Below are 16,773 nucleotides of genomic sequence, written 5' to 3' on the forward strand. Positions count from 1 at the left end.
GTTTTTTAAAATTGTACTGGAGCTGTATTTATCTGAAATATAGCGGTTGTGCTTTTTGTTTATACTCCCCATTAAAGCTATGGTCACTTCAGTAGAAAACTAAATCATAATTACACGGCTTTGTTTCATTGAGCTTGTCAAAGTATTCCGAAGAATTTGACAAGCTCAATTTGGAAATAACAGATGTCCCGTTAAATTTTTAAGGTAGTAAATCAATGAATTTCTTGTTCTTGGCATCTAATTTTTTCGGAGTGCCAATTCTACCTTCTCTTACGCTGAATTTCTCTTCACCCATCGCTTTAATATCATCGTAAATAGGATTGATAATCCAATCGCCATTTACATTGACTATACCCTTCAATTCTTCGGCTCCGTCAACGGCTGTGAAATAACCCTCTTTACCAATTGCTTCTATTTGTTTTAGCAATTTAACGTTAACTTTTTTCGTGACATTTTGCGGTTTGTCATTTTTCACATACACCATTATATAGTTTACAGGTCCTGTGAAATAATATTTTGCAAACTCCATTTGAGCATCCTCAGCAGGTTTTTTAGGTAGTTTACTTTTTAAAAAGGCGTCAACTTCCTGATCTGTCTTTAATTTTTGCTGATCAATTAACGCAATTGCTTCTTTATAAACAGGCAGTGATTTTTCTAACCATATTATGGTCTGTGCAGATGAAATATTGTACGAACTACTTCCTGATTTCTTAAATGCCCTATCGTTCTTATAAAAAGCCTGTACATCATTCAGCTTCTCTGACAAAGATTTTGGATAGCTCAATTTAACCTCGCCTTCAGCGTTGTTTTTCATTTCTATCCAATCGTTCCCAATTTTTACTTTTGGATGTGAACTATCCAATCGATAAGGAGTAGAAGTATGATGCCTGAACTCAACATCAAAATCAACAGAGCGTATAGGTTTTATAGCATCTACCAGAAAATGGTTATACTCTAATTCTTCTGCATTTTTATCTGCTTTATACTTAGCATCTGCTGAAGTTCCATCCCAGAAATGTAATATACTTGGTTTAAACTGAGGCGCCACTGCATAAACTTCATCCACACCATCTCCTAATCCTAACAATTCATTTGCTTCCAATAGATTAAGTGAAATTGAGACAAAACTCTTTGGCTTTCCGACTTCAGTCGTCATGAAAAAATCTTTATTTACTGTCGAAAGGAAATCATCTATTGAAAGATATTGTGTTTGTTGATCTGTAAAATTATGCTCGTCTTTTTCGTCAAAAGCTTTGTTCGAATTCGCTTGTACAGGTTTTACACTAAACTCCAGCCGTGCTAAATCGATCATATTTTCAGATTCCCCGATGTACTCCTCTAGTTCAGCTCTGGTTTGTTCAATGTCGTTCTTTTTACCTTGCGAACAACCGTAATTAATAAATAAACAATATATAAATAATAACAAGTAGCTGTTTTTAGTCATGATCTAATTTAAAAATATTATTTTTTACTATCAAAATGACTTTTCCTCAAAAATAGTATTCAAACCCTTTATAATGATTTATCTCCTAAAGTAGATATATAAATGCTTTTCCAAGAATAACAAATTGGTGATTGGTTTTTATTATAAGAGTCAGGGCGCTGTATTTAAGAAAAATACAGCGCCCTGACTTAATTTTTAATACAAGGTTAACCTCGCTATCTGCTAAAACAGCAAGCCTATAAAATATCCTTCAAGTCAAATTCCATATCTCTCTCTAAAGTAGAACCGATAAATGCTGAATTGTCTTTCACAGAAGAAAAGGAATAGAATGTTGGAGCATCTCCAAATGGTCTGAATTTGTAGGTCTTTTGATTCATGATTTCAGTAAACAACTGTAATCTTCCTAAGGATGACTGAAGCAATTGACTGAATCTCCAGTCTTCAGGCGTTCCAAAAAAGTAACAGCGTATAGTGGACTTGCTTAAAATAGTACGTTCAAATTCAGATAAACTGTCAAAATTAGCAATAGCCTTATTTAGCATTGCCATTATTTCTTGTGACTGGTTACCTTCTATGGTTACAAATCCATATCGTCCATAAGTAATGGAATTTATAAAAATTGGCATGCGCTCCACTTGTAAAGCATTACTTAACTCTTCTTCTAAGAATTTCCATCCGGCCTTTGTTTTATCTATTTGTATACTGTAATAGTCTTGTCTGAAGAATGCAAAAACACCTTTTCCTGGTACGGGTGTATTATCCGGAGCGTATTCCAGTAATCCGACACCCGGTTTAAAGCTGTCCAAATACATGTTAGATCTGTTAAAGAATACAGAGTCTTTTACATCAGTAAAACTGGAGAAGAATCCGGTTTTGAGGGATACATCCCCTACATGCTGATTTATAGCGGGTTCACCGATTTGTCTCAATATATCAGATTGAAACTGTTTGAGACTGGAATTTCGGAGTTCCAGCTGCTTTGCTTCAGCTATCTTGACTTTATTCTTTCCAACAATTACAATATCCTGATTGAGAGGTAACGTTTTTCCTTCAAGGGGTAATCCCGTAGAATATACACCATCTTTTACGAATACATTTCCATTGAAAACACTGCCTGTATACAGATCCGGATATGTCTTTTGGTCTGAGCCACCCCCGGGTTCAAAAACACCGAATTCTTTTATACTATTCGCACGGGAAACCCGGAAATTTACTTTTGTACTGTCCTGATTGATAACCTGACTGGATATGGAATACCCCTTTTTTACAAGGTCAGTTTTCAGAGAATCAACAATCTCTTTTTTTGAACGTGCCTGCTGCTCTATTATTGGTGGTTTTGGTTCGTCGATACCATTTTTTTTGCATGATACTACAGAGAGAACAGTCAAAGACAAAATAAGGTAAGAGTGTAATTTAATCATAACATAGATATAGTGAGAATCTTATATAAAAATAGAATAAAAAAATTACATATAGGGAATGTTTTTGGTATTTATTGATTAATAAATTATTAAATAACTTATAGGTCTGATATTTTGTGGCCAATGGAAGGAGATAAAAAATGCAGTGTCCAATTTAGACACTGCATTTTTTAATATTATATTCATCGTAATTGTACCGTTGATTGGAATAATGACAATGACGGATTCTTTTTCTGAACTTCTATTTCACTTCTTTCCCCGATTTGTCTATGTAGAACTTCCTGCCATTTTCTACAACTTCAGCTTTACCATTTTCGAATCCGGATACGTCATCGTATTTCAGAGGAATGATTTCATTACCCTTTTTGTCAATTAGTCCCCACTTATCATTCAGTCTTACACGAGCATATCCGTTTTGAAAATCAGAAGCCAGGTCATATTTTAAAGGAATAATCTCTTTTCCTGTTTTGTCCAGAAAGCCACATTTATCGTTTATTTCAACTTGAGCAAGTCCTTCATATATACGAGGTATATTGTCATATTTTGCAGGAATAATTTCTTGTCCTTTTTTATTGATCACTCCCCATTTTCCATTTCGTTCTACAGGAGCGAAGCCTCCGTTAAACCCCATTATATCGTCATAGATCAACGGAATAATCTCTTTTCCTTTTTCATTGATAAATCCCCATTTTCCATTAGCCTTTACTCCGTAACAGCCATCTCCGGAATATCCCACACCATCATATTTGAATGGAGTGACGGCTTTTTCATTTTCATCAAAGAAAGCGATTTTATCATTTTCGTCTTTTAAGGGTTCCAAATCCTGTGCATATAACGATACGCAGAGAAGACCAAAGAGTAGTGTTGTAGTTAGCTTTTTCATAAGTGGGTGGTTAAATAAGGGCTTATCAGTTTTTCAACAAAGTTATACGCATAAGTTTTACACTGCAATACGTCTAAAGGAGTATTTTTGTAATTTAAGGGATGCCTTCGTAAAAGAATAATCTAAAATACTTAAGACAGCATTCTCTGTACTTATTTCTTTTGTCATTTTTAATAAATCGTGCGATGCAGACCAATAGTTCCCGGAAATAATAAAACCCAACTTTTGTCGGGTTTTATACTTTTACGAAGAGAATAAATAGCGTAGAAATATCAAATCTCGGATTTTGAGTTTCCTTAATGCCTTATCTTCGCTAATTTCTAAATCAATACTCCATGAGATTATTTCCAATTAGGATTCTGCTCCAGACTTCCTTTACTTAGTCCAATTTGAGCGGACGGCAGAGGCCAAAGATAATCCTTTGATACATTGAATTTTCGTTGAGTCGCGTTTTGTATTAGCACATAACCATTTTGAAGTTGTGGAACTCCCGCTCCTCCATAATTTATTCCTGAAAAATATTTTCGGCCAATTATGGATTTTGGCAGTTCGGTTTCAGCTGTTTTCCAACGAAGAAGATCCCAGTATCTAAAACCTTCAAATGCTAGCTCAATGGATCTTTCTCTTCTTATCTCATTTCGCATATCGAGTCCGTGGGTCATAACAAATGCATTTGTCAGCAAAGGTAGTTTAGTCGGATCATTATTGGTTGCACGATTTCTGAGCAGGTTAACAGAGATATCAAGATCTCCATCTGAAATATTTCCGTTAATTTCATATGTGGCTTCTGCATAATTTAAAAGTACTTCTGCATATCGTATAGCGATAAAATCTAAAAATAAACCACCTGAAGCAGCCTGAAAGAAATCAGCACTGCCAGTCCAGTATTTCTGTTGATGGTAATAATAGGTATTACCGTAATTAGTGGCTCCGTTTATACTTGCAAACGGATCTCCTACTTTAAATATAGTTAGTGGTAATCGTGGATCCCGATTTTCAAAATCTGTCAATAATCCTGTTTCCAGGCCATTTTTATCAAAAGCAGATTTTCCGGCTGGCAGGCCGTCAGCATATAAACCTTCTAAAATATAAGCTCTTGTTGCTGCATTCTGACCATCGGTCAGCGCTCCCCGCATATAGCTTTGACTAGCGATACTGTTTGAGACATTTTGTCCATACAGACGCACTAAGATGTTCTCTTTATTGTTGGTATAACCTTCTCCCTGATATCTAAAAAGATTTTGATAGCTTAGAGCTCCATCTTTTACATACAGACTATGTTTTCCCTCATTCATAATCATTAGGGCAGCCTGTTGTGCTATCAAAAAGTGTTTTCCGGGTTCTTTGGGACCTGAAAATTCAGGATCACTATGAAACTTGTGCCAGGAACCTTCATTTAATGCTACCCTTGACTTCAAAGCAAGAGCTGCGCTTCTTGTAATCCGGCCGTATTCTCTCCCCTCAGCTCCGGACGTAGTGGTACTTCCCGGAAGTGCGTCCGCTTGGGGAGAGTTGGCAGCTGCAAAATCGAGATCGGCATAAATCGAATCTACTACAGCCCTTCTATCATTTCGGGAAGTGTATAATATTTCATCATCACTTCCTGTAATGGTTCTATCTATATAAGGCACATTTCCATAGACGCGCACGAGTCTGGAATAAGCAAGAGCTCTGAAGAAACGAGCTTGTGCGATACAATATGTCTTCATGGGGTCATCCGGAATGGAAGATGACTTTAATATAATATTATTTGCCGCCCGGATGTATCTGTAGTTATTTGTCCAGTTGTCGTCATTTGCCGGCACTTCCCTTGAACCGTCACTAACCCGGTCTATGGTAGTGGTCGTTATATTAACAGCGAAATCGCTGTAACGGTCTTCCAAAGGCGTTCCAAAGTCCGGTAAACTTATGTATAAATAATTTGTTACCCGGACTAAATCTGCGGACGTTTTCCAATAAATGGCATCCGTTATTACAGATTGGGAGATCTGCTCTAAATTTTTATTACAACTTTCAAAAAGTAGTCCTGCTGCAATCAACAGGTAATATTTAATTGCTATATACTTTTTCATCTTTAATATCTTTATGAAGCTAAAAAAATCTTAATTCTAAAAATTAATATGGAGACCAAGAGCGAAACTACGCCACAAAGGATAGCTAAATCCAACTCTGTCGGTATTCTCGGGGTCATAATAATTAAACCACATCCCTGTCTTTTCCCATAGATCCTGACCGGAAAAAAATATACGAATATCACCCATTTGTTTTACACGGTGTACTTCTTTAGTTATGGTGTAACCAAGTTGAATATTTTTCAACCGTATATAACTGGCATTCTGAACCCAATGTGATGACTCCTGATCATTTATCCTGTCTCCAATACGGATAGCTGGAAATTTTGCGTTTAAATTGTCCGGTCTCCAGTAATCTTCATGAATGGCCCATGGCATTCTCCACCCATCATAAAAGGCAATAGACGCAGAAGGACTTAAACCAATCGAGCGTTTACCGACACCATTAAAAAGCACCGAAAAATCAAAACCTTTCCAATTCACTCCGGCACTCAGGCCAAATACATATCTTGGATTTGTATTGCCCAGATAGACCAGATCACCACGATTATCAGCAGAGTTTGTACCCTGATTAATTATACCGTCTCCGTTAATATCCAACAACTTGATATCACCTACCTTTGTACCCGGTCTGGATGGATAAGCCGCCAATTCTTCGGCATTATCAAAGTATCCGTCTGCTTTGTATCCATATATCGAATTTGTAGAATGACCCGGTAAAGAAGGGTTTATACCCAGTCCATATGATACTGAACCATCATAGCGTATCACTTCATTTTTATCATCACTTAAGTTTGCTGAAACGAAATATCCTCCATCTCTAAACTGGTCTTTCCAGTTGATCAGCACTCCCCATCCCTTTACACGGATGGCTGCTAAATTGGCTGCATTGGGCGTAACACCTAATACAGCGGGCAGCTGTTGACCCACAAATACATTGTCATTTTGTTTTATGAAATAATCGTAATGGATATGCAGTCTGCGATTAAGAAAATCCAGATCGAAGCCGATATTAGACGTTTTGATTATTTCCCATGATTTACCATCTGCGGGTAATGCACCCTGAAAGAAATACGCTGTTCTGGAATCATTGAAAGGGTAATAACCGCTTGAAAGCGCAGCCTGAAAATCGTAATTGTTTAAATTTGGATTTGATGTTTGTGCACCACCTGCGGTACCATAAGATGCGGCAATTTTAAATTCGTCTATCCAGGGAAGTGCCTCCTTAAACCAAGTTTCCTGAGCTGCCCGCCAGAATACATTACCGGAATAAAAAGTCTGAAATTTATTCCCGGTTGCCAGTCGGGAACTGCCATCTCTTCTTATAATACCCTCAGCATAATATTTTTTGTTGTAATCATAAGACAATCTTCCGAAATAGGATATCCACGTATTTACCTGAATATCATCTGATACATTACTTACATTTGCATTGGCTAATGTGGTATAGTTTAAGCTGGGGAAATCATTCAGTAATAGCGCCCTTTGTATTGCCTGAATCTGATCAAACTTATATTCTTTGTATTCATAACCTCCTAAAACATGAAAATGATGTGCTTTCAGCTTTAAATCATAATCAGCAGTGGTGAAAAAATTTTGGGTTAATGTGTATGGTCGTATTTTGGTCAAAGAGTTTACAGGATTAAGAGCGGCAGCGGCAATTGGTTTCATATCTTTATCAATACTATAACGCGGAACTGTTCTGAGGAATCTCTCTCTGTCGGATAGTACCAATCCCGGGCTGTAGGTTGCTTTCAGATCAAGCCCCTTCAGAATCTGATTGGCGGATAAAGTGAGAACTGCATTTCCACTATACTTATCCTCATTGTCGTAGCCGCCGTCCTTTAACATTGGATAGGCATTGGAGATAGTGCCAATAAAGGCATACATGGCTCCATTTGTACCCGGTGTAAAAATTGGATTTCTGGTAGCACGGATGGAGTAAATGTTATAAATTAATCCTTCGCCGTCAGCTCCTACAGGCGGAGTGTTGGTTCTCTCTTTAGCGAAAGACAAACGTGCATCAAGATTAAAAATTTCAGAAAACTTAGTATTGTAATTGATACGTGAATTGAATCTGCTATAGCTATCAGATCCAAATTTAAATGCTCCCTGCTGATCAAGGTATCCCATCGAAAATAAATATGCTGATTTATCACTACCCCCACTTGCTGTAAGGTTTATACTCCTTTGCGGACTTTGTTTACGCAGCAAAATCTCTTCCATGTTATTGTTATAAAAATATTCCCATGAGTTTGAATTTTTATTATATACTTCATTTATATTGGGATCATCCAGCCATGCTAACTGCTCGTCTGAAAAAGGAACGGGTTGATTTGCAAAAAGGCTTCCTGCATTCTGTAATTCGGCTTGTCTTCTTGAGCTTAACAATTCGGGACGTGCATAAGGAGTTCTCCAGGTGTACATTGAATTGACATCAAATGAGGTTTTCTGATTTGCTTTTCCGGCTTTCGTACGAACCACAATAACACCTCCGCCGGCTTTTGCTCCGTAAATCGCTGCAGATGCAGCATCTTCCAGTACCGTCAGATCTTCAATATCATTGGGATTCAATGTGTTTATATCTCCTTCTACTCCATCAATGATGACTAAAGGTGCATTTTGAGTGCCTAAAGTAGTAATTCCACGTATACGGGCTGTCCAGCCTTCACGACCCGGCTGTCCGTTTGTACGTGTAATCACCAATCCGGGTGCAGCTCCCTGCAATGCTGATAATGTGTTAGTGACAGGACGGTCTTTTAGTAATTTTTTATCCACAGAAATGACAGCTCCTCCGACATTTTGCTTGCTTCGGGTACCGTACCCTACTACCACCACTTCGTCCAGATCCTTGGACTGTTCATTCAGAATGATATCTATAATCTGTCTGTTGTTGACAGGTTCTTCTCTACTTGTAAATCCCAGTGAATTGAATGTTAAAATATCTTGTCCACCTGGACTTTCAATAGCATATTTGCCCTGTGCGTCTGTGGAAGTAGATTTCCTGCTCAATTTTGACAAAACAGTTACTCCGGAGATGGGTTTACCTGAGTTATTACTTACTGTTCCACGAATTAATTTTTTGTCTTGTGCGTATCCGTTCTCTATCCATAGAAAGAGTAAAAAAAGCATCATGAACTGAGTTAAAAATAATCTTTTCATTTGGTTATAATTTATGGTTAATAAAAAGTTGAAAGTCTTTTCCTTAATGAGTGGTCTGATTTTTAATTTCTAAAATAACCTCACGATTTTCTAACATTCGCTTGTATCGCATTAGAGCTTCCACATAGTAGTAATCAGCATACGTTAACGGTACATCTACTTCTGTTTTATGAGGAATTGATCCTACGTTGTGCATCAGAATGAATCCTCCGGCACTTTTATAGGATGCTTTATATGAAGTATCGGAAAGAGATATCAACATTTTTTCCGCTTTTTCAATATAGTTCTGACTCTCTTTTCCTTTTGAATAAGTCGATAGTTCTAAGAGGGCAGATGTAATAATCGCTGCGGTAGAAGCATCCCGGTTATTTCGGTTATTGTAATATGGGCTGTCAACAGTTAATTTGTCCTGATCCATATCCCAATATGGGATGAGATCAGTGGGTAAATTGTGATGGTTTAAGTAGAATCCGGCAATTTTTCTTGCCTGTTGCAGATACTTTTTATTTTTCGTTTCCCTGTACATCATGGTGTACCCATACAATGCCCAAGATTGTCCTCTGGCCCAAGCTGACTCATCAAATGCCCCCTGAGCAGTGTTTTTACGCAATACTTTTCCTGTTTCACGGTCATAGTCAACCACATGATAGCTGCTGCCGTCTTTTCGGAAGTGATTTTTTAATGTCACATCTGCATGGCTGATAGCTACATCTCTTAAATTTTTGTCCTGAGTTAGTTTAGAGATCTGAAGCAGAAATTCTAGATTCATCATGTTATCAATGATTACCGGATACTGCCATATATCTCCCTTCCGGTTTTTTCCTGTATCCCAGGATCGGATTGTTTTGGTTACTTTGTTATAGCGGGATGCCAGAGATTGAGCTCCTTCAGCCAGTATGTCCTTATAACGGGTTGAATCCGGCATTAAACGGAAGGCGTTTCCGAAGCTGCAGAACAACATGAATCCCAAATCGTGAGTGGTCTTATTATTTTTTTCTTTCTCCAGATAATGAAGTTTTTTCTTTGCTTCCTTAATCAGAAACGGATCTTTTGAGAACTCGTATAAATAAAGTAAAGTGCCTGGATAGAACCCTGAGCACCACCAGCCGGTTCCAAAATTTATGTGCTTGCCATTGCTATACGTGGTGGGAATTTCGTCTGTATTTGTTGATTCAGCCAAGTACTTAATCTGTTTTACGGCACTGTTTAGATTAGAGTCTACAAAATCTTTGGTAAGTGACAGTTTATGGTGCTGAGTAGTCTGACTGTAAGCAGCTGATACCATTAATAAGCAGCCGAGTGTAATTAGGAATTTCATTTTTGTATAATTATTATTAATAATTTACTGCGTAATCTTTTGGAAATTTCAGGCCTTGAAAAACTTTTCTACTGGTCCAATCTTGCTGCGGACTTGTCCAAAATGAATCTGTGGCAGGTAAGCCCAGCGGTAGAAATGACAGGGAAGCCACATACATAGAGCCTGCATTAGTATAGGTGTCGGCGATATTTTCCTGATTGTCTCCCACTACCCCCATGCTTAACCAACCGGAAGATTTAAAAGTGCTCTCAACAAATATGTTCTTCAACACTGAGGTTAAGGCTGAACGTACCTGACCTTCTGATATATCTTCCGGTAGCCTTTTGTCCAGAGCTAAGGATGCCAAAGGCTGAAATGCGGCATTTCTATAGGTGCTTGAACGTCCGACTACAGTATAATATCCTTCCGGACTAATCATCCTCTCGAGGTGATGTCCATATCTTTGCATACGTTTATATGCACGTAAATACATGTCTTTATATTTTGAAGACGCTTTTAGATTGTGATATAATGCCTCGACCTGCATACAATGTATCACATAACCATTGTAGTGATCAAAACCAAATTTTGGTCCGTCACTATACCAACCGTCTCCTACATACCATGTCGTATCAAATTTGTTGACGGCATAGTCTATTCGTTCACGAACACATTCTTCACCAATCGAAAAAAGAAAAGTTTCAGGCATAGCGGCGAAAAGCAGCCAGTTACTTTCGTTTGGTTGAATAGACCTCAGTTTTTTCAGTTCCTTAATTACCCTTTTCTTGGTTACCTCAGGTAATGGTTCCCATAGAGAACCCGGTGCACGTAAAAATGCCTGTGAAAGATAAGCTGCATCTGCCAAAACCTGTTTTGTTGTGTTGGTTTCCCAGGTGAAATAATCAGCTGAATCGGGATCTACTCCGTATTGAATTCCCAGTAAAGCTTGTTTCCTGAATTGCTTTCTTATTTTTCCTTCGGATGTATGATCATCCGGAAGGGCAAGCCATGGAGCCATTCCGGCCAGAAGACGTCCAAAGGCTTCCAGGTATCCCACAGTAGGATCTCGGTTATCGAAGTTAGGGCTTAGTTCCATTGGCATATTTCGACGGAATTGTTGTTCACTGATATGGGTTAGTATGGGGGCTGCTATTCTGCTGATTAAGTTTATCCAGTACATACGGTCATCTATTTCATTATTTGGGTCCTTAATCGGATTGGGTATTGTCCGTGTTGATGCTGAAGCCTTCTGAATAATAGATGAAGCTAAAGTGGCACAGGCAGCTTTTAGCATAGTTCTTCTTCTCATTTTTGTCTATATTAGGTTATGTAATTACAGAATTGAGTTCAATTGTTATAAGGGCTATTGCCTTATAGTGTCAAAGTTGATTTTATTTTAGTTTGCTGAAGGGGTAAAATCCCTGACGCGGAGGGGGAAATTTCAGAATTGAATATTTGAGTCTCATTAAGTCCCGTAAAATAGCTGTAAGTTAGATTCTAATTGAAATGAAGTACATCAGGTATAAACTAATCTTTGCGGTGTCATTATTTCTGCAGACGCTGGGATTCACACAAGAAGTTAAGTTTCAACAATTGACGAAAGAAGAATTGCTTGAAAACGAGACGATACTAACTATTGCTCAGGATGCAGACGGAAGATTATGGTTCGGAGGAAACCATAATCTATTTTATTATGATTCATTCAATATAAAAGATGCTCTCAAAAAATCTATTGCTGTAATAGATAATAGTTTTGTTAAACGGATAGCAATAAATAAACTGAATCAAATCTTTATTGGTACTCAAACCGGAATATATGTATACGATATTAACCGGCACAAATTTCTTTTAAACAGTAATGGAAGACATTGCTTTTTGAAGGAAAATGTTAATGATATCCAAACTGATGGAGAAAAGATGATTATTGCTACAGATCGTGGAGTATACATCGCTCAGATTCAGCAGGATGGTTTTATATTTGATCTGGTCTCCATCCCAAGCAAATCAACGGCACTTTCGAGCACAAAAAACGGAAAACTTTATTGTGCAATTCAAAATGAAGTTTGGGAATTGGATATTTCTAAGAAAAAGACGAAAAGATCCGATAGCTATCCTTTTGTAATAACACAAGATTATATAACTACACTGTTTCTGGATAATAAATCAAGGCTTTGGGTAGGGAGCAGGTCAAACGGTCTGTTTATCCTTAAGGGGAGTTATATGGAAAAACACCTTTTGGATAGCAAGAGCAGCATATTTCCAAGTAATTATATTCGAAAAATAATTCCGAAAGACAGTATGATTTATGTGGCCACACTAAGTGGCCTGTTAATTTTTAATGAAGATCTGCGATATAAGAATTACGTTCGTAAAGCCGGTGACAAGACATCACTTTCCCAAAATTCTATTTATGATGTTTTTGTGGATAAGCAACATATTATATGGGTGGGAACCTATTATGGAGGTATCAATGCCATTTATCCGGATTTTACTCCTTTTAAAACATTTCCTGACAAAAGCTCTATAGAAAGTAATGTCATTAGTGCTATTGCTGCATATAAAGATGATTATTATATAGGCACAGATGAAAACGGAGTCTACAAATATAATCGAAAAACAGGTGTCAGCAGCAGACTGCCTTACCGGTTAAATTCTAAATTGGTTAAAAATCTAAAGATATTTAATGATAAACTTTACATAACTCTCCATGCCGGAGGTTTATCAATCATTGATTTATCTGCCAATAGTATTAAAAACATTCTGCCGGGACAGCCAATTGCCAATAGTGTAAACAACATAAGAGATATATTGCCTGATAAAGATGTAAGTTATGTTGCATCTGAAAAGGGGTTGTTTAAATATTTTGCAAATGGGAGGTGGGAACCTGTGAGGGAAACAGATGGAAAATACATAACTTATATTGATAAGGATACTAAAGGGAATATTTTTTTCTATCTCAGGGTAAGCTTTTTGTAAAGCCTGAAAATGAAAATCAATTTAGAATATTAGAGGAGACTCAGCACTTATCAATTACGAATGTCTTAATAAAACAGGATCAATTATGGTTAACAGTTTATGATAAGATATACTTGTTTGATCATAATTCTCTAATGAAGATTATCGAAATACCCGATACGGCATTGCATGAGGTTTATAAAACAGAGGAAATTCTCTGGATATGCAGCGCAAAAGGGTTACTGTATTATAATCTGGCTACACGAAAAAAATATCTGTTAAACAAGCAAGATGGACTTCCTTCAGACAATCTGGAAAATTCGCGTTTTTTTGAAAATAAGAATAACGATCTATTTATTACTACTTACAGTGGATTGACCTGTTTTTTACCTGGCGAGATTAGGTTTAATCTTTCTGTTCCGAAGCCTTATATTACAGACATTAGCATATATGATGTTAGCATATTCGACAACAATAAGATTAACAGGATTATTACAAGTGTTGACCTGAAATATACACAGAATAATTTTTCGTTCGAATTTGCATCTGACAATTTGATAAAATCATCAAAAAACAATTATAAATATCGGCTTAAAGGGTTTGATAAAAAGTGGAATATAACTAAAATTCCATATGCCCACTACATGAATGTACCGGCTGGCGATTATATATTCCAAATTTTTACGGCTAACAATGATAATGTATGGAGTGTAAATCCACTGGAATTTAATGTTAGAATACAACCTCCGGTCTGGCTTACATGGTGGGCAATTCTGGGATATATTGTTATTTTGTTCTCCTTGTTGTTTTTTGTCACCCGCTTTGTAATTGAGAGAAAGTTATTGCTGAATTCTAAAAAGGAGCATACAAAAAAAATCAATTTCTTCACTCAGATTTCCCATGAAATAAGAACTCCTCTTACACTTATTACTGTGCCATTAAAGGATCTGGTTTATAGTACCAGTGCTATGCCACTCATCCACTCAAAGATCAAGAGAATCCATAAAAACGCGGATAAATTATTGAATCTGATTAATGAATTATTGGAATATCGCAAGATTGAAGCAGGAGCGGAAGTACTAAAACAAGCACCTGTAGCAATGAATGGATATCTGTCAGAATTTTTTTATTTATTTTCAGATCTGGCCATTTCAAAAAGATTGAATTTCTCTATAAAACATTTAGATGATCCCGGGAGACTTCTTTTAGACGTTAAGCAATTTGACAAAGTTTTGTTTAATCTAATATCAAATGCTATAAAGTACAGTAAGGAAGGAGGAACAGTTTTTCTGAGTGCAGAATTGCATTCCAATAAATATATAATAACAATCGCTGACAATGGGTTAGGGATAACAGATGATAATCAATTTAAAATTTTTGAAGAGTATTACCGGGATCCTAAAGCACAGGATAGTATAGGTACCGGAATAGGTCTTGCAATTACAAAAAGTATAGTTGAACAGCATGGCGGTATTATTTACTGTAATACAGTAGTTATAGATAGTGAGAAATACACTGTATTCAATATTGAATTACCAGACATCTTATTTACAAACAAAGAACATACAGAAATTGAAGTAGAAGAGCATTTTGAACATATTATAGAAAAGGTCTCCAATAGACCCACATTACTTTTAGTTGATGATAATACGGAGATGATAGATGTTCTCAAGGAAATCTTGGCTGTTCATTACCGAATTATTACAGCAGAAGATGGAGAGCAAGGAATTATGAAGGCAAAACAATTCTTACCTGATCTGATTATATCTGATGTAATGATGCCAGTCAAAAATGGTCTGATATTATGTGAAGAACTTAAAACAAATGTCTTAACAGCACATTTGCCTATTATTTTGCTTACAGCAGATACAAGTGAGGAGAGTCTTGTGAAGGGATTAAGAAATGGAGCCAATATTTATTTACAAAAACCATTTAATCCAGAAGCCCTTATACTTGTTGTCCATAATTTATTAGATATAGCCCTCAGAAACAGACAAAACTTCATTTATGAGGATAATAACTCTCCAATAAAAAATCTTTCTGAGGTCGATCAGGAATTTATTCTGAATCTGGAACAGATTATCGAAAATAATCTTTCTAATCATTTATTTAGTGTAGATTATCTTGCCGAACAAACAGGGTTGAGTCAACATATACTTTATAAAAAATTAAAGAGCCTGACTAATTTATCTGTAAATAACTTTATTAAGCGTTATCGCTTCAAAAAGGCATATGATTTATTAAAATCCAATCAAAATGTTTCAGAAGTTGCTTATATAGTTGGATTTGCTGATCGGAAATATTTCAGTCGGGAGTTCAAAAAGTATTATGGGAAAAATCCCTCAGAAATTCATCTTCAATCAAAGAAAGATTATTAGGTCAGAGTTTACCAGTATAGTGGATTTTTCCAGAGGATAGAATCAATCTGTAAATTCTTATCTATATCATACCTCTTAATTATACTCCCTGTTCTTTTGTGGTTTAAAGAATACATAAACTACACATATTCCCATTATCATTGCTGCTATATACCCGATAAATGCAATTGTTTCAACCTGTTGTTCGGTTCCTTTGTGTACTGTTTCTGTTAAAAATCCGGTGTTACCCTTAAATCCAAACAGCCAATGTGTTAGGTTCCAGGCAAAATGAATTCCGATAGAGAGTGCAATGTTTCCTGTTCTCAAGGTAGCAAACCCAAACAGGATCGCGCCCAGTCCAGATCCCAGGAATGCATTTACAACAGAATATCCACCTAACAGATGTTCAATACAAAAAATAACGGTGACAATAATCATGGCAACCACAGGTCCGGTCATTGTCTTTAATTTCCAAAGCATATATGTTCTGAAGACTAGCTCTTCACGAAAAGCAACAAAAAGAAACAGGGGGATATTCAGGGCGAGAATATTAGGATTAAATGTTTGAGATCGGGTAAAAGTAACATCGCTGAATGTGATGGTAATTATAGTCATCAGCAGCACCATAATCACGCCAATGCCAAATCCGGATACAAACCTTACCGTACTCTTTTTATCAAAGCCTAACCCGTTTTTGGAAAGTACACTTTTGTCACTTCGTACAAACCAGTAAATCAAAATAAAAGTAAATATAGATGCAGTGATTAAAGACAGTAAATCCGGTAAGGAGCTTTGCTTTGTAAGGGTGGAGGAGCCGATAAAGATGAGCAATGTGAAGATATAAAAAATAATTACCTTCAGGTAGCCGGATACTTTCTTCATTTCTAATTGGTTATTTTATATGAAGTTAGGGAATTACTTGCTAAAAATAGCAAGTGCAATGCATAAAAAAAACCTTCATCTTTTGATGAAGGTTTTGCGGAGAGGGCGGGATTCGAACCCGCGGTACCTTGCGGTACACACGCTTTCCAAGCGTGCTCGATCGACCACTCTGACACCTCTCCGTTAGGAGCCACAAAATTAATATCTTCCGGCAATAAACCAAAACATTTCTGCATAATCCGTATAAAAATATAAAAGAAAAGATAACATTTGCGGCAACTTGTTAATTATCACTACCTT

The 16,773-nt window shown here is 36.7% G+C and carries 10 protein-coding genes and 1 tRNA gene; 2 read left to right on the forward strand and 9 right to left on the reverse strand.

Going from position 1 to position 16,773, the window contains the following annotated elements; all coding sequences use genetic code 11:
* Window positions 1-199: 199 nt before the first annotated feature.
* From I6J02_RS13760 to I6J02_RS13790, 7 genes are all read right to left on the reverse strand, one after another.
* Window positions 200-1,444 (reverse strand): WG repeat-containing protein, encoded by a 1,245-nt coding sequence (locus I6J02_RS13760; protein WP_201678447.1) that lies wholly within the window; start codon window positions 1,442-1,444, stop codon window positions 200-202.
* A gap of 236 nt (window positions 1,445-1,680) precedes the next feature.
* Entirely contained in the window at window positions 1,681-2,865 is a 1,185-nt protein-coding gene (locus I6J02_RS13765; protein ID WP_201678448.1) for a thiol-activated cytolysin family protein, read from the reverse strand.
* Window positions 2,866-3,106: 241 nt separating this feature from the next.
* Window positions 3,107-3,748, reverse strand: a complete 642-nt coding sequence (locus tag I6J02_RS13770) for a WG repeat-containing protein (protein ID WP_201678449.1) — start codon at window positions 3,746-3,748, stop codon at window positions 3,107-3,109.
* 341 nt (window positions 3,749-4,089) lie between these two features.
* On the reverse strand, window positions 4,090-5,820 hold the full coding sequence (locus tag I6J02_RS13775) for a RagB/SusD family nutrient uptake outer membrane protein (protein WP_201678450.1): 1,731 nt from the start codon (window positions 5,818-5,820) through the stop codon (window positions 4,090-4,092).
* 36 nt (window positions 5,821-5,856) lie between these two features.
* On the reverse strand, window positions 5,857-8,982 hold the full coding sequence (locus tag I6J02_RS13780) for a SusC/RagA family TonB-linked outer membrane protein (protein ID WP_201678451.1): 3,126 nt from the start codon (window positions 8,980-8,982) through the stop codon (window positions 5,857-5,859).
* 43 nt (window positions 8,983-9,025) lie between these two features.
* Window positions 9,026-10,300 (reverse strand): glycoside hydrolase family 88 protein, encoded by a 1,275-nt coding sequence (locus tag I6J02_RS13785; protein WP_201678452.1) that lies wholly within the window; start codon window positions 10,298-10,300, stop codon window positions 9,026-9,028.
* 16 nt (window positions 10,301-10,316) lie between these two features.
* Entirely contained in the window at window positions 10,317-11,588 is a 1,272-nt protein-coding gene (locus I6J02_RS13790; protein WP_236581896.1) for a DUF2264 domain-containing protein, read from the reverse strand.
* Between the two features lie 197 nt (window positions 11,589-11,785).
* Here I6J02_RS13790 and I6J02_RS13795 point away from each other — a divergent pair, with 197 nt between their 5' ends.
* Complete coding sequence (locus tag I6J02_RS13795; protein ID WP_201678453.1) at window positions 11,786-13,255, forward strand: two-component regulator propeller domain-containing protein; 1,470 nt, start codon at window positions 11,786-11,788, stop codon at window positions 13,253-13,255.
* A gap of 533 nt (window positions 13,256-13,788) precedes the next feature.
* Window positions 13,789-15,612, forward strand: coding sequence for a response regulator (locus I6J02_RS13800; protein ID WP_201678454.1), 1,824 nt, complete (start codon window positions 13,789-13,791; stop codon window positions 15,610-15,612).
* Window positions 15,613-15,687: 75 nt separating this feature from the next.
* Here the strand turns inward: I6J02_RS13800 and I6J02_RS13805 are convergent, their stop codons facing one another.
* Window positions 15,688-16,473 carry a CPBP family intramembrane glutamic endopeptidase gene (locus I6J02_RS13805; RefSeq protein ID WP_201678455.1) on the reverse strand — a complete coding sequence of 262 codons (786 nt, stop codon included), beginning with the start codon at window positions 16,471-16,473 and terminating at the stop codon, window positions 15,688-15,690.
* Window positions 16,474-16,570: 97 nt separating this feature from the next.
* Window positions 16,571-16,655, reverse strand: a tRNA-Ser gene (locus tag I6J02_RS13810).
* Between the last annotated feature and the right edge of the window lie 118 nt (window positions 16,656-16,773).

Source organism: Sphingobacterium spiritivorum (assembly GCF_016725325.1).
In the GTDB taxonomy this organism is placed as follows: Bacteria; Bacteroidota; Bacteroidia; order Sphingobacteriales; family Sphingobacteriaceae; genus Sphingobacterium.